19 protein-coding genes are annotated in these 20,239 nt (G+C 53.4%); 3 read left to right on the plus strand and 16 right to left on the minus strand.

The window, feature by feature from the left end; all coding sequences use genetic code 11:
* Nucleotides 1–93 precede the first annotated feature (93 nt).
* From dinF to L4D79_RS21880, 5 genes are all read right to left on the minus strand, one after another.
* On the minus strand, nucleotides 94–1,443 hold the full coding sequence (dinF, locus tag L4D79_RS21860; RefSeq protein ID WP_428654503.1) for an MATE family efflux transporter DinF: 1,350 nt from the start codon (nucleotides 1,441–1,443) through the stop codon (nucleotides 94–96).
* A gap of 163 nt (nucleotides 1,444–1,606) precedes the next feature.
* The gene (cyoE, locus tag L4D79_RS21865) at nucleotides 1,607–2,527 is read right to left on the minus strand and encodes a heme o synthase (protein WP_428654348.1); all 921 of its coding nucleotides are present in this window, start codon (nucleotides 2,525–2,527) and stop codon (nucleotides 1,607–1,609) included.
* A 35-nt stretch (nucleotides 2,528–2,562) separates the two neighbouring features.
* Nucleotides 2,563–3,591 (minus strand): COX15/CtaA family protein, encoded by a 1,029-nt coding sequence (locus L4D79_RS21870; protein WP_428654350.1) that lies wholly within the window; start codon nucleotides 3,589–3,591, stop codon nucleotides 2,563–2,565.
* 12 nt (nucleotides 3,592–3,603) lie between these two features.
* Entirely contained in the window at nucleotides 3,604–4,152 is a 549-nt protein-coding gene (locus L4D79_RS21875) for a cytochrome oxidase (protein ID WP_428654352.1), read from the minus strand.
* Nucleotides 4,149–4,826, minus strand: coding sequence for an SURF1 family protein (locus L4D79_RS21880; protein WP_428654354.1), 678 nt, complete (start codon nucleotides 4,824–4,826; stop codon nucleotides 4,149–4,151). Before L4D79_RS21880 ends, L4D79_RS21875 begins: the two co-directional genes overlap by 4 nt.
* A 29-nt stretch (nucleotides 4,827–4,855) precedes the next feature.
* Between L4D79_RS21880 and L4D79_RS21885 the strand changes: the two genes are divergently transcribed.
* Nucleotides 4,856–5,062: a DUF2909 domain-containing protein gene (locus L4D79_RS21885; protein ID WP_428654356.1), complete on the plus strand. Its 207-nt coding sequence runs from the start codon at nucleotides 4,856–4,858 to the stop codon at nucleotides 5,060–5,062.
* A 43-nt stretch (nucleotides 5,063–5,105) separates the two neighbouring features.
* Here the strand turns inward: L4D79_RS21885 and L4D79_RS21890 are convergent, their stop codons facing one another.
* From L4D79_RS21890 to lexA, 6 genes are all read right to left on the minus strand, one after another.
* Nucleotides 5,106–6,008: a cytochrome c oxidase subunit 3 gene (locus L4D79_RS21890; RefSeq protein WP_428654505.1), complete on the minus strand. Its 903-nt coding sequence runs from the start codon at nucleotides 6,006–6,008 to the stop codon at nucleotides 5,106–5,108.
* 9 nt (nucleotides 6,009–6,017) lie between these two features.
* Nucleotides 6,018–6,623 (minus strand): cytochrome c oxidase assembly protein, encoded by a 606-nt coding sequence (locus tag L4D79_RS21895; protein ID WP_428654358.1) that lies wholly within the window; start codon nucleotides 6,621–6,623, stop codon nucleotides 6,018–6,020.
* A gap of 8 nt (nucleotides 6,624–6,631) precedes the next feature.
* Nucleotides 6,632–8,242, minus strand: coding sequence for a cytochrome c oxidase subunit I (gene ctaD / locus L4D79_RS21900; protein WP_428654361.1), 1,611 nt, complete (start codon nucleotides 8,240–8,242; stop codon nucleotides 6,632–6,634).
* Nucleotides 8,243–8,256: 14 nt separating this feature from the next.
* Nucleotides 8,257–9,402: a cytochrome c oxidase subunit II gene (gene coxB, locus L4D79_RS21905; RefSeq protein ID WP_428654507.1), complete on the minus strand. Its 1,146-nt coding sequence runs from the start codon at nucleotides 9,400–9,402 to the stop codon at nucleotides 8,257–8,259.
* A 284-nt stretch (nucleotides 9,403–9,686) separates the two neighbouring features.
* On the minus strand, nucleotides 9,687–10,487 hold the full coding sequence (locus L4D79_RS21910; protein WP_428654363.1) for a class I SAM-dependent methyltransferase: 801 nt from the start codon (nucleotides 10,485–10,487) through the stop codon (nucleotides 9,687–9,689).
* Nucleotides 10,488–10,573: 86 nt separating this feature from the next.
* Complete coding sequence (lexA, locus tag L4D79_RS21915) at nucleotides 10,574–11,191, minus strand: transcriptional repressor LexA (protein ID WP_107349729.1); 618 nt, start codon at nucleotides 11,189–11,191, stop codon at nucleotides 10,574–10,576.
* A gap of 276 nt (nucleotides 11,192–11,467) precedes the next feature.
* Here lexA and plsB point away from each other — a divergent pair, with 276 nt between their 5' ends.
* The gene (gene plsB, locus L4D79_RS21920; protein WP_428654365.1) at nucleotides 11,468–13,918 is read left to right on the plus strand and encodes a glycerol-3-phosphate 1-O-acyltransferase PlsB; all 2,451 of its coding nucleotides are present in this window, start codon (nucleotides 11,468–11,470) and stop codon (nucleotides 13,916–13,918) included.
* A 204-nt stretch (nucleotides 13,919–14,122) separates the two neighbouring features.
* Here the strand turns inward: plsB and ubiA are convergent, their stop codons facing one another.
* On the minus strand, nucleotides 14,123–14,977 hold the full coding sequence (gene ubiA, locus L4D79_RS21925) for a 4-hydroxybenzoate octaprenyltransferase (RefSeq protein WP_428654510.1): 855 nt from the start codon (nucleotides 14,975–14,977) through the stop codon (nucleotides 14,123–14,125).
* A complete protein-coding gene (locus tag L4D79_RS21930; RefSeq protein WP_428654367.1) occupies nucleotides 14,974–15,519 on the minus strand; it encodes a chorismate lyase in 546 nt (181 codons plus the stop codon). Before L4D79_RS21930 ends, ubiA begins: the two co-directional genes overlap by 4 nt.
* Nucleotides 15,520–15,682: 163 nt before the next feature.
* Between L4D79_RS21930 and L4D79_RS21935 the strand changes: the two genes are divergently transcribed.
* The gene (locus L4D79_RS21935; protein WP_428654513.1) at nucleotides 15,683–16,102 is read left to right on the plus strand and encodes a flagellar basal body-associated protein FliL; all 420 of its coding nucleotides are present in this window, start codon (nucleotides 15,683–15,685) and stop codon (nucleotides 16,100–16,102) included.
* 83 nt (nucleotides 16,103–16,185) lie between these two features.
* Here the strand turns inward: L4D79_RS21935 and glpD are convergent, their stop codons facing one another.
* From glpD to glpT, 3 genes are all read right to left on the minus strand, one after another.
* The gene (glpD, locus tag L4D79_RS21940; protein WP_428654369.1) at nucleotides 16,186–17,697 is read right to left on the minus strand and encodes a glycerol-3-phosphate dehydrogenase; all 1,512 of its coding nucleotides are present in this window, start codon (nucleotides 17,695–17,697) and stop codon (nucleotides 16,186–16,188) included.
* 226 nt (nucleotides 17,698–17,923) lie between these two features.
* Nucleotides 17,924–18,685, minus strand: a complete 762-nt coding sequence (locus L4D79_RS21945; RefSeq protein ID WP_428654371.1) for a DeoR/GlpR family transcriptional regulator — start codon at nucleotides 18,683–18,685, stop codon at nucleotides 17,924–17,926.
* Between the two features lie 168 nt (nucleotides 18,686–18,853).
* A complete protein-coding gene (gene glpT, locus L4D79_RS21950) occupies nucleotides 18,854–20,224 on the minus strand; it encodes a glycerol-3-phosphate transporter (RefSeq protein ID WP_428654373.1) in 1,371 nt (456 codons plus the stop codon).
* Between the last annotated feature and the right edge of the window lie 15 nt (nucleotides 20,225–20,239).

The following is a 20,239-nucleotide window of genomic DNA, read 5'->3' on the forward strand; positions in this document are numbered from 1 at the left end:
GTGACATAATTGCTCGCATTTTAAACAGATCATGTCTCACCTGGGTAGCTTTTTTTGCCGCAAAAGTGAACAAATTAAGTCAATTCGTCCTAACTATTTGTTTGCACTAGCTGGTTGCAGGAAAATATTTTTTTGCCATTGATAGGCAAATACCACGGCCAAACCGATCCCGCGCATTGCCATGAACCCCAGCATCGCGCCCCAGAGAGCATGATTGCCAAAACCGGCCAACAGCCACCAGAGAGCAAAATAACAACAGGTGGCAACGAACATGCTGTTACGCATTTCCCTACCCCGTGTCGCCCCTATAAATATGCCATCTAGCAAGAAGCACCACATCGCCACCAACGGCACTGCAGCCAACCATGGCAGGTACTGGGCCGCTTCTTGTTGCACGGCAGGAATATCGGAAATCAGCGCTATGATGTCTCGGCCAAAGACAGCAAATGCCAAGGTCAGCACCAGAGAAATCATCAGGCTCCAGAAGGTCGTCCCGACCAAACTGCGGCCGAGCTCCTCACGGTTACGGGCACCAATGGCCTTGCCCACCATCGCCTCCATGGCATAGGCAAACCCATCCATGGCATAGGAAACAAGCATCAGGAAGCTCATCAACACCGCATTAGCTGCCACCACATTATCGCCTAGTGTGGCCCCCTGAAATGTCATGAAGGTGAAAGTTAATTGCAGACACAGACTACGCAGAAATATATCCCGGTTAAGCTTGAGCAAGCGGCCCGTACCATGGAGTATGCTGCCCAGCTTACTTCGCCACGCCGGCAGCGCTTGGCTCAACCATTGGCGGGAAACAAACCATAGCCCCAGAGCCAACCCGCTGTACTCGGCCAGTACCGAGGCAGCCGCCGCACCCTGCACTTTCCAGCCAAAGCCGAGGACAAACAGTACATCCAAGCTGATATTGACCACGTTGGTCACTATCAACAGCCACATTGGCAACTTGGCATTCTGGCTACCGAGCAGCCAGCCCATGATGACAAAGTTTGCCAACGCTGCGGGCGCCCCCCAGATACGGATGGAGAAATACTGCTCGGCGTAGGTTTTCACCTCGCTGCTGGCCGAGCTGAAATGGAAGATAAGATCGGCTACCGGACGGTGGAACACGAGCAGCACCAGCGCCATCAACCACGCCAAGGCGATACCCTGAATGAAAACCCTTGCCTGCGCGTCGCGATCAGAAGCGCCGTAGGCCTGGGCACTGAGCCCGGTAGTGGCCATCCGCAAGAAGCCCAACAGCCAGAAGGTGACATTGATCATGGTCCCGCCAACGGCAACCCCGCCCAAATACCAAGCATGTTCGAGATGCCCTATCACCGCAGCATCAACCAACCCCAACAAGGGAACGGTAATATTCGACAACACCATCGGCAACGCCAGGGCAAACACCTGACGGTGCAATGTTCTATCTCGCAACGCTTGCAGCACAACAACCTCAACTCTCGATATCCGGCCCGCGATTATCTGGTGTTCAGGGCCAAATAAAAAGCCCCTGTGAACAAAATCCACAGGGGCTATCCCCAGTCTGCAGGATGGGAATATTCAGGGGGAGCGGCCCAATGCTGCAACTAAGCAGTCATTAAGCCCACAACTAAACCAGCAGCGCTGCCAGCCAGTGATCCGCCAACAGAACCACGAACAACGCCAGCAAATGCCAGATAGAGTACTTGAAAGTGGCCCATGCATGACCGGGCTCATCGGCAAACTTCAGCTTCAGCGCATAGCCAATAAAGCCAAGATTCAGCACACTGCTACCCGCCAGATACAACCAGCCATTCATTCCCGTCAACCACGGCAGCAGGCCCACTAAGGCCAGCATCAAGGTATACAGTAGTACCATGGTCTTGGTGTAACTAATACCGTGGGTCACCGGTAGCATCGGGATCCCAGCCTTGGCATAGTCATCGCGACGATGGATAGCCAGCGCCCAGAAATGTGGCGGGGTCCAGGTAAACACCAGCATCACCAACAACAGCGCATGGGAATGCAGCTCTCCGGTTACCGCTGTCCACCCAAGCAAGGGAGGCGCCGCCCCGGCAAGGCCACCAATCACGATATTCTGCGGCGTTGCGTGTTTGAGCCAGACGGTATACACCACAGCATAGCCAATCAAACTGGCAAACGTCAGCCAAGCGGTCAAGGCATTGAGTTGCCATAACACCACAAAACCGGCCACCATCAGCACACAGGCAAAAATGACCGCCTTGTAAGTCTCCACCCGGCCTTTTGCCAGCGGGCGGTGATACGTTCTTGCCATCTTGGCATCAAAGCGGCGATCCAAAACATGATTGAAGGCCGCCGCAGCTGCCGACTGTAAGCCGATCCCAACCAGACCGAATACCACCGCCTTGAGTGGCGGGATCCCCGGTACTGCCAGGCACATCCCGACCAATGCTGTCAGCAACAACATGGCAACGACTTTGGGCTTGGTCATGGTCAGGTAGTCCTGCCACACCCTTGCCGATGAGTGGGGCTTAAAGCCCCCTTTTGCTACAACCTGACTCTTTGCCATGCTCAGGCCCTCCTTTGGCTATTCCACACGCTTAATCAGCTACCCATCCGGGATGCTATTCGATTGGTATAACGGCCTGACTGGCGCATCCGATATACCTGCATATTTACCACTACCAGAGACAGCAACAGCAAGACGCCGGTCACGTTGTGAGCCACCGCAACTGACAAGGGTAAGCTGGCTACAACATTAGTAACGCCCAGGCCAATTTGCCCCACTAGCACCAGCAGCATCGCCGCTGCCACACCTCGAAGCGCCTTGTGCCGACACAACAAGCAGGCAAGTACAAACAGCACCCCTGCCGTAACGATTGCCCCGATCCTGTGGGTCACATGGATAGTGACCCGCTGCTGGTAATCCAGCACCCCGTACTGGTAGGTATCGTGCTCAGGCTGGATCAGGGCAAACGCCGAGGCATCATACCCCTGCCGCCAATCAACCTCACACAGCGGAAGTTGGGTACAGACAACAGCGGCGTAGTTCGCTGCCGTCCAGCCCCCTAGCGCGATCTGCCCGATAACCACCAGCAAGCCAAACAAGGCAAAAACCTGCAGGGTGGTACTGGTATGGTTTGAAGAGGGATGCAACGATGTTCTACCCAGCCGCAGCCAGAGCAGGAACAGCAGGGAAGCGGTGGTAAAGCCCCCCAGCAAGTGCCCCATCACGACCACGGGCATCAACACCAGGGTGACGGTCCACATCCCGAGCAGTGCTTGGAAGATAACGGTCGCCAGCAGCAAGGCCGGTAGCCCTTTAGGCCGGGAAGGCTTGCGCCACGCCATAATATTGAGTGCTAAAATCATCAGCCCCAAGGTACCGGCGACATAGCGATGCAACATTTCGTTCCAGGCCTTGCCAGCTTCCAGCGGCGCATCCGGGAAGCGCGCAGCCGCCAGAGCCTGCTGCGTTTCATCCTGAGGTACCCCAGCAAAGCCATAACACCCCGGCCAATCCGGACACCCCAGGCCCGCCTCGGTAAGACGGGTATAGGCCCCGAGGGCAATCACACACAGTGACAACGCAAAAGTCAGAGCAACCCACAGTCGATAATGGTCGTGTTTCATCACAGGCTCTCCCTAGCCAATTTTGGAAATTTTCAGCAGCCGCTTGAGATCCCTCAGCACATCCTTGCCCTGCGCCAACACCGCCACCTGCCCTTTGACCAAAGGGTAAGCCATCATCACATTACCGAGAGGGTCGGCAATATAGATAGCCTTAGCACCATACTCCAGAGTCTTGAGCTGGTTCACCACATAGTCTGGCACCTGCCGTTGAGCGAGGCCGGACAGCTGTTTTTTAACATCGGAGGGTTGCTCATCAAGCGAGTCACCATCGATCAGCAATACACTACTGAGCCTATCTTGGTCTGCTCCCACCGCCTGCGGAACCTGACGCAGGTTGAACAAGGCTCCTTGGCACTGTTCATCGCACTGTTCAGGTAGCAGATAGATCAACTGCCACTGTTTGCTCTCACCCAGCCATTCCGAGGCCATCGGTGAATCCAGCAGTTCCCCGCGGTTGGTCACACCGCCCTGGTACCAGTTGAGATCCAGCACCAGCTTGGCCAAAATCACCGGCAGGGCGAAGGCACCGAAAAGTAATAGCAACGTTCCCTGTTTCTTCATGGTTTACTCCGTCTCAGCCACCAAAATGCGAGTCCTGATACCGCCAGCGCCATCAAAAACCATTGCAGCGCGTAGGCATAATGTTTATGCGGTCCCATCACCACCGGGATCCAAGTCTGATTGAGGGCCAACGGACTGTCCGGATCGATCTGCAACACCCAAAGCGGAAGGGACAAACCCATGTGCTGGTTCAAATCCGCCACACTGATGTTCTGCACCCTCAAAGGGTACCCCTGTCCCATCACCTCGGGCGCTAGCTCAAGCAGGGAAGACGGCGGGGCGATAATGCCACTGACCTTGAGCTCACCATGGTGCTCCGGCAACACCGGGATCTGCTCCCGGTAGGCCGGCGCTGCAATCCATCCCAAATTTACCAGCACCCACCCTTCATCAGCTTCAAAGGGGTATAGCACGTGGTATCCCGGACGACCTTGGTAGAGTTGATTATCTAGCAACACTGCCTTGCTGTGGTCAAATTTGCCCCTCAGGGTCAAGCTGTACCAACGTGGATCCGATGGTAGGCTCGCTAAGCTGTAATACATCTGTTCGCTGCGAAACTTCAGTGCATGGCCCAAGCTTTCTTTTTCCTGGGCGCGGGTCATTTGCCAAAATCCCAACTTGACCAATGTCATCAGTACCGCCACAGTAAAAAGAACAAAACCTATCCGACGCATGATTCACCCAGTCCTGACCGGAGACCTCTATGTTGCTGAAAGCTCTGATTGTTTGCCTATTGATTTTTATCGTACTGAATCTGTTCCGTGCCCTACCGGTAATGCTCAAGGGCAAACAGAGCCAACCGATGTCACGCCACCTCGGACGTCGGATACTGTTCTCCGTCTTCTTGTTTGCCCTACTGCTTATCGCACTGGCCAGCGGCTACATCACACCCAACCCCAGGCCTTACTAGAGGCCACTTCTAGCCTCTAGCCTCTAGCCTCTAGCCTCTAGCCTCACAGGATATAAACAAACACAAATAGCCCGAGCCAAACCACATCGACAAAATGCCAGTACCAAGCTCCGGCCTGGAAGGCAAAATGCTTCTCGGGGGTAAAGTGGCCCCGCAGTACCCGCAACCACACAATGAACAAGATCAGGGTCCCAAGCGTGACATGCAAGCCATGGAATCCTGTCAACATGAAGAAGGTGTTGCCGTAGATCCCAGCATCGAGCGTCAATCCCATATCTTCATAGGCATGGACGTATTCCACCCCTTGCAAATAAACAAACAGCGAACCGAGCAATACGGTCAGCAACAGGAACAGCTTGAGCTTGGGCCGGTTATCCTGCTCCAGTGCCGTATGGGCAATGTGCACCGTCACCGATGACACGAGTAGGATCAAGGTGTTATAGAGCGGTAAGCCTATGGGTCCCATCGCGGTTGTTTCAGCCCCGCCCGGCGTCATGACCAAAGGCCACTGAGCAATGAACTCAGGCCACAACACCTCATGGGTCATGGCATTATTACCAGCGCCCCCCAGCCATGGCACCGCAATCATCCGGGCATAGAACAACGTGCCGAAGAAGGCCGCAAAAAACATCACCTCGGAGAAAATGAACCAGCTCATGCCTTGACGAAATGATCGGTCCATCTGGCGGCTGTATAGCCCCCCCATCGACTCAGCAATCACATCGCGGAACCACCCCACCAGCATGATCAGCAGCAAACCAACTCCGGCCAGCAAAATCCAAGGTCCCTGGCCGCCGAAGAGATCACCAACCGTCGCCCCAGCCCCCATAGCAATCAGGAACAAGGCGACAGCACCGATAATCGGCCAGCCACTGGCTTCGGGCACATAATAGTTCTCGTGGGGAGGAGTCACAGATTGATCATGTTCAGAATAAGGGTTCGCCATCATTCAACCTCATTGCGTTTGTGCCGGCGCATCCGGCTGGGCGTTGTAAAGGGTATAGGCTAGGGTCAAGGTGTTGATATCATCCGGCAACTCCGGGTCGACATAGAACACCAAAGGCAAACTGGCCGTTTCACCGGCAGCCAACGGCTGACGGTTGAAGCAGAAGCATTCGATTTTATTCAGGTAGCGAGCCCCCATCCCCGGACTGACCGAGGGGACGGCCTGGCCGACAGTCTTCTGCCCGGTCAGATTCTTGGCCCGGTAGGTAATGGTATGGGTCTGGCCGGGGTTGACCACCAACTGCTTGATTTCCGGTTCAAATGTCCATTGCACCCCGGGATTGATATACGAGACAAACTCCACCGTGATCTCGCGGCTGGTATCAACCCGATCACTGGCTGCGGCCTGCGTGTCCGACGTTTTGCCGTTGATGCCGGTGATATCGCAGAACACGTCATACAACGGCACCAAGGCAAAGGCAAAACCGAACATCGCGACGGCCATCAGGGTCAACGACCAGATAGAACGCTGCTTTTTGTTACCCGCAGCGGAGGCTGATCCAGACTTAGGTTGTGTATCAGACTGTTGTTCAGGCTGAGGCTTATCCATGGACAACCCTCCGCTTAATCCACTTTGGGTGGCGTGGAAAAGGTATGGTGCGGAGCCGGTGAAGCCACCGTCCATTCCAACCCTTCGGCACCATCCCACGGCTTGGCCGCCGCCTTCTCACCCCCGCGGGCACACTTGATCACCACAGCGAGGAAAATGAGCTGGGACAGGCCGAACAGGAAACCACCGACACTGACCACCGCATTGATATCGGCAAACTGCAGCGCATAATCCGGGATCCGTCGCGGCATGCCGGCAAGGCCCAAAAAGTGCATCGGGAAGAACAAGATATTGACCGAGACTATCGAGCACCAGAAATGCCACTTGGCCAACTTCTCATCGAACATATACCCGGTCCATTTCGGCAGCCAATAATAGGCCGCCGCCATAATGGAGAAGATCGCCCCCGACACCAGTACATAGTGGAAGTGGGCCACCACAAAGTAGGTATCATGGTACTGGAAGTCCGCCGGGGTAATGGCCAGCATCAACCCGGAGAAGCCGCCGATGGTAAACAACACGATAAAGGCTATGGCGAACAGCATCGGGACTTCGAAGGTCAACGAACCACGCCACATGGTTGCCACCCAGTTGAACACCTTGACCCCGGTCGGTACCGAGATCAGCATGGTGCAATACATGAAGAACAGCTCGGCCGCCACCGGCATCCCGGTGGTGAACATATGGTGGGCCCATACCAAGAAGCTCAGCCCGGCAATCGACGCCGTAGCATAGACCATCGAGCTGTAACCGAAGAGTTTCTTACGGGAAAAAGCCGGGATAATCGCCGAAATAATGCCGAAGCTCGGCAAAATCATGATGTAGACTTCCGGGTGACCGAAGAACCAGAAGATATGCTGGAACATCACCGGATCGCCCCCGCCGGCGGCATCAAAGAAGCTGGTTCCGAAATACTTGTCGGTCAGTACCATAGTCACCGCCCCGGCCAGTACCGGCATGACGGCAATCAGCAGGAATGCGGTGATCAGCCATGTCCAGACAAACAGCGGCATCTTCATATAGGTCATGCCCGGTGCGCGCATATTGACGATAGTGACGATGACATTAATCGCCCCCATGATCGAGCTGATCCCCATGATATGGATGGCAAAGACAAACAGGCCGGTACTTTCCGGGCTGTAGGTTGTCGACAGCGGCGCATAGAAGGTCCAACCGAAATTAGGGCCGCCCCCCTCCATAAACAGCGAAGCCAGTAACATGGTGAATGCAAATGGTAGGATCCAGAAACTCCAGTTGTTCATTCTCGGCAAGGCCATATCCGGCGCACCGATCATCAGCGGTACCATCCAGTTTGCCAATCCGGTAAACGCCGGCATCACCGCGCCAAAAACCATGATAAGACCATGGACCGTGGTCATCTGGTTGAAGAAATTAGGGTCAACCAACTGCAGGCCAGGCTGAAACAACTCCGCCCGGATCACCATCGCCATTGCCCCGCCGATCAGGAACATGGCAAAACTGAACATCAGATACAGCGAGCCGATATCCTTATGGTTGGTCGTAAACAGCCAGCGCTTGAGACCGGTCTGGTGGTGTTCGTGATGCTCATGCTGCTCGGTCTGGGTTTCCTCGACCTCGGTTTGCTCACGCAACATATCCGTCATCGTCACTCTCTCCCTTATAGATCCTGACCGTCCATCACAGCCTGCACTTCAGCAGCCTGAATGGTGTCTCCGGTATTGTTATCCCAGGCATTGCGCTCGTAAGTGATCACCGCCGCCAATTCTTTGAGGCTCAACTGCGGGCCAAACGCCTGCATCGCCGTTCCCTGCTTGCCGTGAACCACAATACTGATGTGCTCAAGCTTGGCATTGGGATCAATTGATAGCCCCTGCCCCGCCAAGCCAGGAAATGCACCCGGTAGCCCCTGACCATTGGCCTGATGACACATCGCACAGCGGGTGTTGTAGACCTGCTCGCCTAGCGTCATCAGTTCATCCATGTCCATCTGCATCGCCAGCAGGCGCTGCTCTTCTTCCCGTGCCTGTTGCTGGGCCACCTTGGTCGTTTGCAGCCACTCTTCATAATCCGCCTGTGACTTGGCAATCACCACCACCGGCATGAAGCCGTGATCCTTGCCGCACAGCTCAGCACACTGACCACGGTAGATCCCGGGCTCATCGATGCGGGTCCAGGCTTCGTTGATAAAGCCGGGGTTGGCATCTTTCTTCACTGCGAAGTCAGGAACCCACCAAGAGTGGATAACATCTTGAGAGGTAATAAGAAAACGCACTTTCTTTCCGACAGGTAGTACTAAAGGGCGATCAACCTCAAGCAGGTAATTGCTGCGTTTTTCACGCTCATTGGTGATCTGAGCTTGGCTGGTTGCCAGCAGAGAGTAGAATTCGACATCCTCGTCGAAATAACGGTAATGCCATTTCCATTGCGAGCCGGTGACCTGAACAGTCATGTCCGCCTGCGTGGTGTCTTCCATTGCCAGTAGCGTCTTGGTGGCAGGCACTGCCATGATTATGAGGATAACGAACGGGATCACCGTCCAGAGGATTTCAACCTTGGTGCTTTCGTGGAAGGAAGCAGCGACCGCTCCTTTTGACTTGCGGTGATGGATGATAGACCAGAACATCACCCCGAAAACAACCAAACCGATCACCACACAGATGTAGAAAATCGTCATATGGAGATCGAACACCCGCTGACTGACCTCGGTCACTCCCTGGGTCATATTCAGTGGCATGGGTTGAACGTCTGCCTGTGCCGGTACAACCAGCAAAGCAAACAGACAGCACATCAGATGGCGAATCATCACCCGGATCCCTCCTATCCCTTTCCTATCAAATACCCCCGTGAACGCGAATTCGTTTAAGGGGACAGCGCAAAATGAATCAGAGTCTTCCCTGCAGACTTTGCAGATGATGTGTCACCTGCAGTTACATGGTTAACAGTTTGTTTACATTTAACTTAGGACAGGATCGTGAGATCACGCAAAAAAATAGACGGGAAAAATAGAGAAAAAATCCAAACTGGCATATTGCATGCTAGTCATAGATAGGAAGCAAAATAGCAGCAACGCTGTGCCTGCGTGAAAGATCACAGATGAATATGCAGCAATACTGGCAAGATACGGAATTTCAATCCAGGGATCCGCGCTAACCAGCGTTGCCATCCGCGCCAACGCGAACAGGCACTATCCATCGGGCTATAATGGCCGACGGCGGTTGCCCAAGGTAACCATTGCAGCAGCTTGCGGCGTGGATCGCGCAAAGCATGGCCAAAAGAGGTATCGACGCCCATTTTGCCAGACAGCGGCGAATGACACAGATCCCCTGCAACCACCAAACACAACTCGAAGCGGCCAAAGTGGCAGGCCAATGACTGGACAACATGGGCCAGCTCGGCCTCGCTAGATGCCAGCAGGGCGTGATCGCACAGCACCATAACTGGCGCACCGGACATCGGTGGCAAGGCCTGCAACCAGGACAAATCTGTGGTGGAGCCAGGCAGCATCCGGTAGCGCTCGCTGCGATGGAACAGCCGTTGTCGCCACAGCAAGTTCTCACCGACATCGATATCAAACCAACGGCAACGGCCGTTATCGACCCGATAAAAGCGAGTATCCAGGCCACTACCAAGGTTGATGATCCGCCCATCAGGGTGACGACGAAGAAAATGCTGGATTTGGCGATCGCAAACCAAGGTCAGGCTGGCGTGCAGCAATTGCTGCTGGGAGACATTGCCCTTGAGGCATTCAGGCTTAAGGCTGCATTGGGTACAAGCGGCAGCGGCGACGGGATCATAAATCAGGCGATCATCAGCCAAGCTTTCACGGCTGCGGAGCCACAGCGGCTGGAGCAGATCAGCGGGAATATCATGGCGGACGGTCTCAGTCATTATCATCTCCTTTTGAATACAGAGATGATAATGACTATCATTAGCACTTGTAAAGTGGTAATGGATATTTTTTAAGCTGGACTCGGTTACATCCAGTCGGTATTGCGGATCACACCGACGGCAATACCTTCAATCGACAGGTGCTGGGTATTGAGATCTACCACAATCGGCGCAAACTCTTCGTTCTCGGCATGCAACAAGACCTGCGCACCTTTACGCTCCAGTCGCTTGACGGTCACATCATCTTCAACCCGGGCAACCACGACCTGACCATTACGGACATCCTGAGTCTTGTGTACAGCAAGCAAATCGCCGTCCATGATCCCGATATCCTTCATACTCATACCATTCACCCGCAGCAGAAAGTCTGCACGCGGCTTGAACAGTGATGGGTCAACCTCGTAATGGGTTTCAACATGCTCCTGAGCCAGAATCGGCTCACCAGCAGCAACCTGGCCGATCAGTGGCAGGCCGCTCTCTTCATCTTCGCGGTTCCCTAGCAAGCGGATCCCACGCGAAGCGCCAGGAATAATTTCAATCACTTCTTTACGGGCCAATGCCTTAAGGTGTTCCTCAGCAGCATTAGCAGAACGGAAGCCGAGTTCACGGGCTATTTCAGCACGTGTTGGCGGCATTCCAGAATCTTCAATTTTTGCTTTGATCAAATCAAAGACTTCTTGTTGGCGCGGCGTTAACGGCTTCATAACTCACCCTGTCTTTTTATACAGTTCACTGTGAGTATATCCAGTGTTATCACGCTTGAAAAGGTTATTGTTTAGGAAAACAACAATTTTGGCGCAAATTCACCAACGAGTAACCGATCGTGGCCTTGGCTTTTTCCTACTCTTTTGATCAGCCAAGGTGCGTTGGGAAATCAATAAAAATGTCATATAACGGCAAGTCTGTGCTATTTCGCTGCTTATAACTGGTTTTTTTCTGCTATCCTTCCACGCATTAAGAATTCGAGGCTAGTAAAAGATATGTCAAGTTGGCAGAAAATCTATCAAAAAATACTGGATTTGCCGCTTTCTCTGCTGGTTAAAACCCACTCAATCCCTTCCGATCCAGTTGCGGATCTGGAACTGGACCTAGAACGCCCGATTGTTTACATCCTGCCGTTCCGTTCCAACACCGATTTGATGACTCTGCGCAGCAGCACTAAAGCTCTGGGCTTGCCTGATCCCCTATCCCCTCTGGAGATCAACGGGCAGCAGTTTGTCCGCTATGTCTATATTTCCGATGGCCCGAGTGTCTTCGGTGATAAGAACGCGCTGCCGCAGGAATCTATCGACCTGTTTACCGCCCTGCTCGAGCACCACACGCAAGACAGCGAGCTGGATATTCAGGTGGTTCCTGCTTCTATTCTCTGGGGCCGCAAACCCGGCAAGGAAGAGAACCACAAACCTGTACTGCGCCCGCTCAATGGTCCGGAGAAGTTCTTCACTATCCTTGGCCATGGCCGCGACTGTATGGTGCGCCTGAGCCCGGCTGTTTCCCTGCGCTACATGGCCGATCACCACGGTACCGACGATTCGATAGCCAACAAACTGGCGAGGGTGGCCCGTATCCACTTTTCGCGCCAGCAACTGGCTGCGTCAGGGCCGAAATTGCCCGATCGCCAAGTGCTGTTCAACCGCCTGTTGAACTCCAAAGCGATTGAAAAAGTCGTGGCAGAAGAAGCCGCAAGCCGTGATGTGCCGATTGAAAAGGTGCGCAAAGAAGCCGTCGATATGATGGAAGAAATTGCCGCTGATTTCTCCTACTCGCTGATCAAACGCGGGGAACGCTTCCTTGGCTGGCTATGGAACAAGCTCTACCAAGGGCTGAACATCAACAATGCCAAGCAGGTACGTAAGCTGGCCCAAGACGGCCATGAGATTGTTTATGTGCCCTGCCACCGTAGCCACATGGACTACCTGCTGCTGTCTTACGTGCTATATCGAGAAGGGTTAGTGCCGCCGCACATTGCAGCAGGCATCAACCTTAACTTCTTCCCGGCCGGACCGATTTTCCGCCGCGGCGGTGCCTTTTTTATCCGCCGCAGCTTCAAGGGCAACCGCCTTTACTCAACAGTCTTCCGCGAATACCTAGCTGAATTGTTTGCCAAGGGCTATTCGGTGGAGTATTTCAGCGAAGGTGGCCGTTCGCGAACGGGCCGTTTGCTGCCGGCCAAAACCGGTATGCTGTCGATGACAATCCAGGCGATGCTGCGTGGCCTTAACCGCCCAGTTACCTTGGTACCTGTCTACATCGGCTACGAGCACGTGATGGAAGTGGCGACCTATGCCAAAGAGCTCCGCGGTAAGCGCAAAGAGAAGGAAAACGTCGGTCAGGTGATCCGTACCCTGCGTAAGCTGCGTAACCTCGGCCAGGGCTATGTCAACTTCGGAGAGCCGATCTCACTCAACCACTACCTCAACGAGCATGTCCCTGAGTGGCACAAGGATATCGATCCAATCGAGCCGCAGCGCCCGCAATGGCTCAGCCCGGTGGTGAACGACTTGGCCGTGAAAATGATGACCCACATCAACGATGCCGCTGCGACCAATGCCCTGACATTATGTGGTGTGGCACTGCTTGCCGCCCGCCAGCGCGCCCTTAGCCGTGAAGATCTCGAACAACAACTTGATTGCTACCTGCAGTTGCTGCGCAACGTGCCGTATTCAGAGAAATTTACCGTACCGGATGAAGATGCCAAGGCGATGGTCAAGCATGCACTTGATATGGATAAGTTTGTAGTCGAGCGTGACAGCCTAGGTGAAATGGTGTCATTGAACCGCCAGCAGGCGATCCTGATGACCTACTACCGCAACAACATCATCCACCTATTTGCGATGCCGTCACTGATCGCCAATATCATGATCCACCACCAGAAATTGGCCGTGGATGAGATTGTCGAGCAAGTCACCCGCCTGTACCCATTCCTTCAGGCCGAGCTGTTCCTGCGCTTTAGCAAAGAAGAGCTTGAAACAGTGATTGCAGCACAAGTCGACGAACTGGTTCGCCAGCGACTGGTATTGCGTGAGGGCGATCTAATCAGCCTCAACAGTGCCCGTATCGGACCGCTGCATTTACTGGCACGTACTATCTCAGAAACCCTGCAGCGTTATGCTATTTCCCTGACCCTGCTTAACTCCGAGCCACAGCTGATGAAAAGCGACCTCGAGCAGCAGAGCCAGATGATGGCCCAACGCCTGAGCCGCCTACATGGTATTAATGCACCGGAATTCTTCGACAAGGGCGTATTTGCGAGCTTGGTGAAAACCCTGCGCAACGAAGGCTACCTCAACGAGGAGTGTCACGCGGTATCACAACCGGTCGAGCAACTTGCCGAGCAGCTGGCAGCCTTGGTGTCACCGGAAGTGAAGCTGACCATCCAAGCGGTCATGAACCGCGAAGACCGGGGCGAAGAGGCCAACAGCGACGAGTAATCGCACTCTCTACCACACCCAAAGGGCTGCTGTTTGCAGCCCTTTTTTATACCTACCGACTGCCCTACCATCAATCATACTGTACTGCTTTTCGAGCCCTTGCCTGCGGTAGCCCAAAAGCTCTCTTTTCGCTGCCCAGCAAGAAATCTGGCACAAAAAAAGCGCCGTTAAAGGCGCTTTTCAATAACCGTATTATCGCTGTCTCTATGACAGATACATACTGGCCGCGATACCGACACAAATCAACATACCGACATAATTGTTGTTGAGAAAGGCTTTGAAACACGGTTCACGCTCACGGCCACGCAGCAGCATCTGCTGATAGACGAACAATGACGAGGCCAACAGAAGACACCAGTAATACACCTGTGACAGATCTTCAATCGTCCCGACGGCAATCAGCAACACCAGAGTCCCTAGTTGCAGCAGGCCAATGATCATCTTGTCGAATCGACCAAAGAGAATGGCGGTAGACTTGATCCCGACCTTAAGGTCATCATCACGGTCAACCATGGCGTACTGGGTATCATAGGCGATGGTCCACAGGATATTGGCCACAAACAGCAACCATGCCACCGCCGGCAGTTCCCCTGCCTGAGCCGCGTAGGCCATTGGAATCGACCAGCCAAACGCCATCCCCAACACCAGCTGAGGCAGGTGGGTATAGCGCTTCATGAACGGATAAGCCGCCGCCAATATCACCGCCACCACCGACAGCATGATAGTCAGGGTATTCATGGTCAGTACCAACAAGAATGACACCAACACCAACAGGCCAAACAAAGCCAGCGCCTCACGCTCTGACACCTTGCCTGACGGCATCGGCCGCTTGGCGGTACGTTTAACATGGCCATCGAAATTACGATCAGCAAAGTCGTTGATCACACACCCTGCCGCCCGCATGAAAATGACCCCAAGCACAAACACCAGCATCACATGGGGATTGGGCATTCCTTCGGCAGCCAAAAACAACGCCCATAGCGTCGGCCACAATAGCAACAGGCTACCAATAGGACGATCGAAGCGCGCCAATTGCCAGAACGCTTTCATCTTGGTCATTTCCAACTTAGGGTCTCCTTATAAATAGGTGCTTCCTGCAAAAACAATTCCGCAACCAGTAGCGGCTTATCATTGAGCCACAACCGCGAGCGGCGGGCCCAGACCGGTTTATTTTCAGTCCCGACATTGGCGACTTCCAGTGCATCACGACGCGCACTGCGATCGGTAAACACGCGGAATCCGAGTGGCATCTCCCCCAACTGGGCCAAATCCTGCTCCTGCCCTGTCAGGGTAGTCAGCGGGATCAGGGTTCTGGCAAACACCCATGGTACCCCGTCTCCCTTGAGCACGACCTTGCGCAATAGGCAATCAACATCACCGATCAGGGCACGTTCATCGTCGGTCAAACGCTCACGGCTGATCTGTCCCTGTTCTTCCAGGGACACGGTAAATGCTCTGCAGTGGCGCTCAAACCGGCGGGACAAGGAGTCCAACTCCAACAACCAATGCCCAAATTCAGTCCCTTCAATGACTGCTTCTTCCGGTGCCAGCCATTGGGCACTATCTAACAAGGGCTTGTACAACTGTTTGAATTTCGACATCTTTCCAACAAAATCTCTACCCAATTACCGACAAGGGCTTGGTAGATCAAGGTTAATTTATTACCATGAAGAAACACTATTGTAGCAAGCTGTAACCAGTACGAATATCGTTACGATCGAAAGAAACTCATTTGCAGCCATAAAAACCAATAACTCTATGAGCATGATAATGAAATTAACTTTACCTGGATTACTTTTCCTTTTTGCGAGTTTACTGGTGCCGATGTCAGCCCAAGCCAACGATGGGGCCACGGCCAACCCACAATATACCTATTACACCCTGGCCCCAGACATTACGACCAATTATGTTAGCCAAGGCAAGCGGATAGGTTATCTCCGCTTACAGATTGACCTCATGGTCGCTGACCCTTCACTGATCCCGGAGGTCGAGCACCATGCCCCGCTGATCCGTGATGCCATCATCAGTATTATCGGCCAGCAGCCCGAGGCCAGGATCAAATCGCTGGCTGGACGAGAAGAAATCCGTCAGGCCTGCCTGAACAAGGTCAACGAGCTGCTACTTATCGAGACCAACAAACGACTACTCACCGAGCTGCTGTTTACTAAGTATCTCTATCAGTAAACCCGGTACCTTTAGATACAAACATTCTTCTAATACAAAAAAAGGCGCCTAAGGCGCCTTTTTATTGGGTTACGGTTTACTGATCAAGCTGCACTTTGGATCGATTGCCAGTTAGCAATGTAATCGGCGACTTGCTGCTGCTGCTCCTGGTCAAGGTACAACCCCAGCTTACTGCGGCGCCACAACACATCGTCGGCCTGCTGAACAAACTCATAGCACAGCAGGTAATTCAATTCCTTGGCATAGAACCCCGCCCCAAAATGCTGCCCCATATCGGCCTCACTGGTAACGCCCTCAAACAGCCCCGCGCTACGGTTACCGTAGTTGGTCGCCATCCGCTCAGCCGCTACCGTTTCCAACCATGGGAAACGCTGCTGCAAATCCGCTGCCTGTGCTTTGGCATCAAAGCCTGATTCCCCGCCGGGTAGGTAGGCATCCGCCGTCCACGGCTGCTGCATCTGCGGGAAGAATGGCGCCAGTTTCGCCATCGCCGTCTCGGCCAGTTTCCGGTAGGTCGTCAGCTTACCACCGAAAATCGACAGTAGCGGCGCTTGCTGCCCTTCCTGCTCAAGCTCCAGTGTGTAGTCACGGGTAATGGCCTGTGGCGAGTCCGATTCATCATCACACAGAGGGCGCACCCCGCTGTAGGTCCATACCACGTCATCACGGCCAAGCTTGTTGACGAAATGATTGTTGTAGACATCAAGTAAGTAGCCGATTTCATTATCGTCAATCGCCACTTCACGCGGGTCACCGTTATATTCCACATCTGTGGTACCGATAATCGAAAATCGGTCAAGATACGGGATCACGAACACGATACGGTTATCTTCATTCTGCAGAATATACGCCTGCTCCTCGCCGTGGACCCGTGGCACCACAATATGCGAGCCTTTGATCAAACGAATATTGCGGGGTGATGGCAGTGCTAGGCTCTGATCATAAAACGTTTTCACCCATGGACCAGCGGCATTGACTAACGCATGGCAGCGGCGCTCGAACACTTCGCCAGTCAAGGCGTTGCGCACCGTAACACGCCACAATTTACCGTCGCGCTCGGCCGCTTCGACCATACAGCGATTGCGCACTTCACCACCACGCTGGGCCACCTCCATCGCATTGAGGATCACCAAACGCGCATCATCCACCCAGCAGTCAGAATATTCGAAGCCTTTGGTAATTTCCGGTACCAGCACCGAGTCAGCACCGAATTTCAAGCCGCAGCTCGCCGGCAGGGTGGTACGCTTGCCAAGGTGATCATACAAAAACAGGCCCGCACGGATCATCCAGGCCGGACGCAAGTGAGGGCGGTGAGGCAGACGAAAGCGCATTGGGCGGGCAATGTGGGGAATTTTTTTCAACAGCACCTCACGTTCAGCCAACGCTTCGCCAACCAAACGAAACTCATAGTGCTCAAGGTAGCGCAGGCCGCCATGGATCAATTTCGAACTGGCTGACGACGTCGCCGAGGCAAAGTCTTGTGCTTCATAAAGCCCGACACTCAAGCCACGTCCAGCGGCATCAGCGGCAATACCCGCCCCATTGATACCGCCACCGACGACAATCAGATCCAATACTTCGTTATTTGCTGCCATTTCACCACCTCGACTACCGACTTTCGTTATAATGTTCTTTTTCGCGCATAAACGCTCGATATCGAGCACTATAGACAATAAATTGATTAAGATCATCATTATTATGCTCGAATGTTTAAGTAATTATGATCAAGATGGCATTTTTACGAAAAAAAACGGGCTGCTTATTCAGCAGCCCGTTTATAGAGAAGGGTACTTTGGCCTCTAAGCCGATGACATTGATGAATTAACGGATAATTTCAATGTGCGTTTCATGTTCGGCCAGGCGCTTGGCTAATTCTTCCGGCGGCGTATGGTCGGTAAACAGCATATCGACCTGGCTGATATCACCAAGATTGACCATTGCGTTGCGGCCGAACTTGGTATGGTCGACCCCGAGCATCACGCAGCGGCTATTTTCGATGATCGCCTGCTTCACCCGTACCTCGTGGTAATCAAAATCAAGCAGTGAGCCGTCAAGATCAATCCCGCTGATCCCCAAAATACCGAAGTCGAGGCGGAACTGGGAGATGAAGTCCAATGTTGCTTCACCAACAATGCCACCATCACGGTTACGCACTTCACCACCGGCGAGGATCACCCTGAAGTCATCCTTACCCGTCAAAATGCTCGCGACATTAAGGTTGTTGGTTACGATGCGCAAGTCATTATGGTCGAGCAGTGCACGAGCAACGGCTTCCGGTGTCGTACCGATATCAATGAACAAGGTCGCACCATCTGGAATATGGGCAACCATGGCCTGGGCAATGCTGTCTTTTTCAGCCAGCTGCATGACTTTACGGGTACTGTATGAGGTATTCACCGAGCTCGATGGGATAGTCGCTCCACCATGGTGACGGCGGATCTTGTTGTCTTCCGCCAGCTCGTTGAGATCCCGTCGGATAGTCTGCGGACTCACATTAAACCGCTCAACCAAGTCATCGGTGCTGACGTAGCCTTGGGTTTTGACAAGATCAATAATTTCCTGATGACGTTTACTCTGCTTCACGACTGATGCGGCTCCCTTTCGCTGTGGCCAGGTACTCTAACAAACTGTCTTATGCAATCGATATCATTCAAGGCGAGATCAGCTTGTAAAACAACAAGGCTCCGCACAATGCGAAGCCTTGTCATATTACCTAGGGTCTAATCAAGATGCCAATGATGGCGCTCCCAATCATACATTTTGTTCGATCTGGCCAGCTTCCTTCTCGCGGTGCAAGCGGCTTTCACCAATCAATGCCAAGGTCAGGAAGAAGATAGACATACCACAAGATGCAGTCAGTACCATAAAGCCGCCGTCCCAGCCGAAGTGGTCAACGGTATAGCCTAGAATGGCGTTAGCTGCCACTGCACCACCGAGGTAACCAAACAAACCGGTCAGGCCAGCTGCGGTACCCGCTGCTTTTTTCGGTGCCAACTCAAGTGCATACAGGCCAATTAGCATGACCGGACCATAAATCAAGAAGCCGATAGCGACCAATGCAGCCATATCCACTGTCGGGTTGCCGGCTGGGTTGAACCAGTAAACCAATACCGCAATGGTCACCAGTGCCATGAACAGAATACCTGCCGGTGCACGGCGGCCCTTGAAGAATTTATCCGACATCCAACCACACAGCAGCGTACCCGGGATACCCGCCCACTCGTACAGGAAGTAAGCCCAAGATGATTTGTCGACGGTGAAGTGTTTCACTTCGCTCAGGTACACCGGCGCCCAGTCCAATACCCCGTAGCGGATCAGGTAAACGAAGGCATTAGCAATCGCAATAAACCACAATAGTTTGTTGTTAAATACATACTTGAAGAAGATTTCTTTGGCAGTCATCTCCTTTTCGTGGGAGGCATCATAACTATCCGGGTAGTCGTCTTTGTGCTCTTCGATTGAAGGCAGACCACAAGATTGCGGCGTATCACGCATCACCAACAGGGTAAATACGGCCACCAGCAAAGCAAAGAAAGCCGGTACGTAGAACGCTGATCTCCAATCGTCATTAAACGCCCACAGACCAAGCAGGAACATCGGACCAATCAAACCGCCACCCACGTTATGGGCAACGTTCCAGACCGAAACGACTTCACCCCTTTCCTTGCGCGACCACCAGTGCACCATCGTCCGGCCACAAGCAGGCCACCCCATGCCCTGGAACCAACCGTTCAAAAACAGCAGGATAAACATGGCCGCAATACTACTCGTAGCCCAAGGCATAAAGCCGAAGCACAGCATCACAATCGCCGACATACTCAAGCCAGCCGCAAGGAAATAGCGAGGGTTGGAGCGGTCAGACACACTACCCATCAAGAATTTCGACAAGCCATAAGCAATCGAAACGGCAGCCAGTGCTACGCCCAGATCACCACGGCTGTAGCCGTATTCTTCGATAAGGTAAGGCATGGCCAGACTGAAATTTTTACGAACAAGGTAGTAGCCGGCATAACCAAAGAAAATACCAGCGAAAAGCTGCCAACGCAGACGCTGATAAGTGGAGTCGACCTGGCCATCGGGAAGACGCGCCCGATGCATTGCCGGTTTGAAAAGACCAAACATAGAATGTTCCTTTTT

It is taken from the genome of Photobacterium satsumensis (genome assembly GCF_050336935.1).
GTDB lineage: Bacteria > Pseudomonadota > Gammaproteobacteria > Enterobacterales > Vibrionaceae > Photobacterium > Photobacterium satsumensis.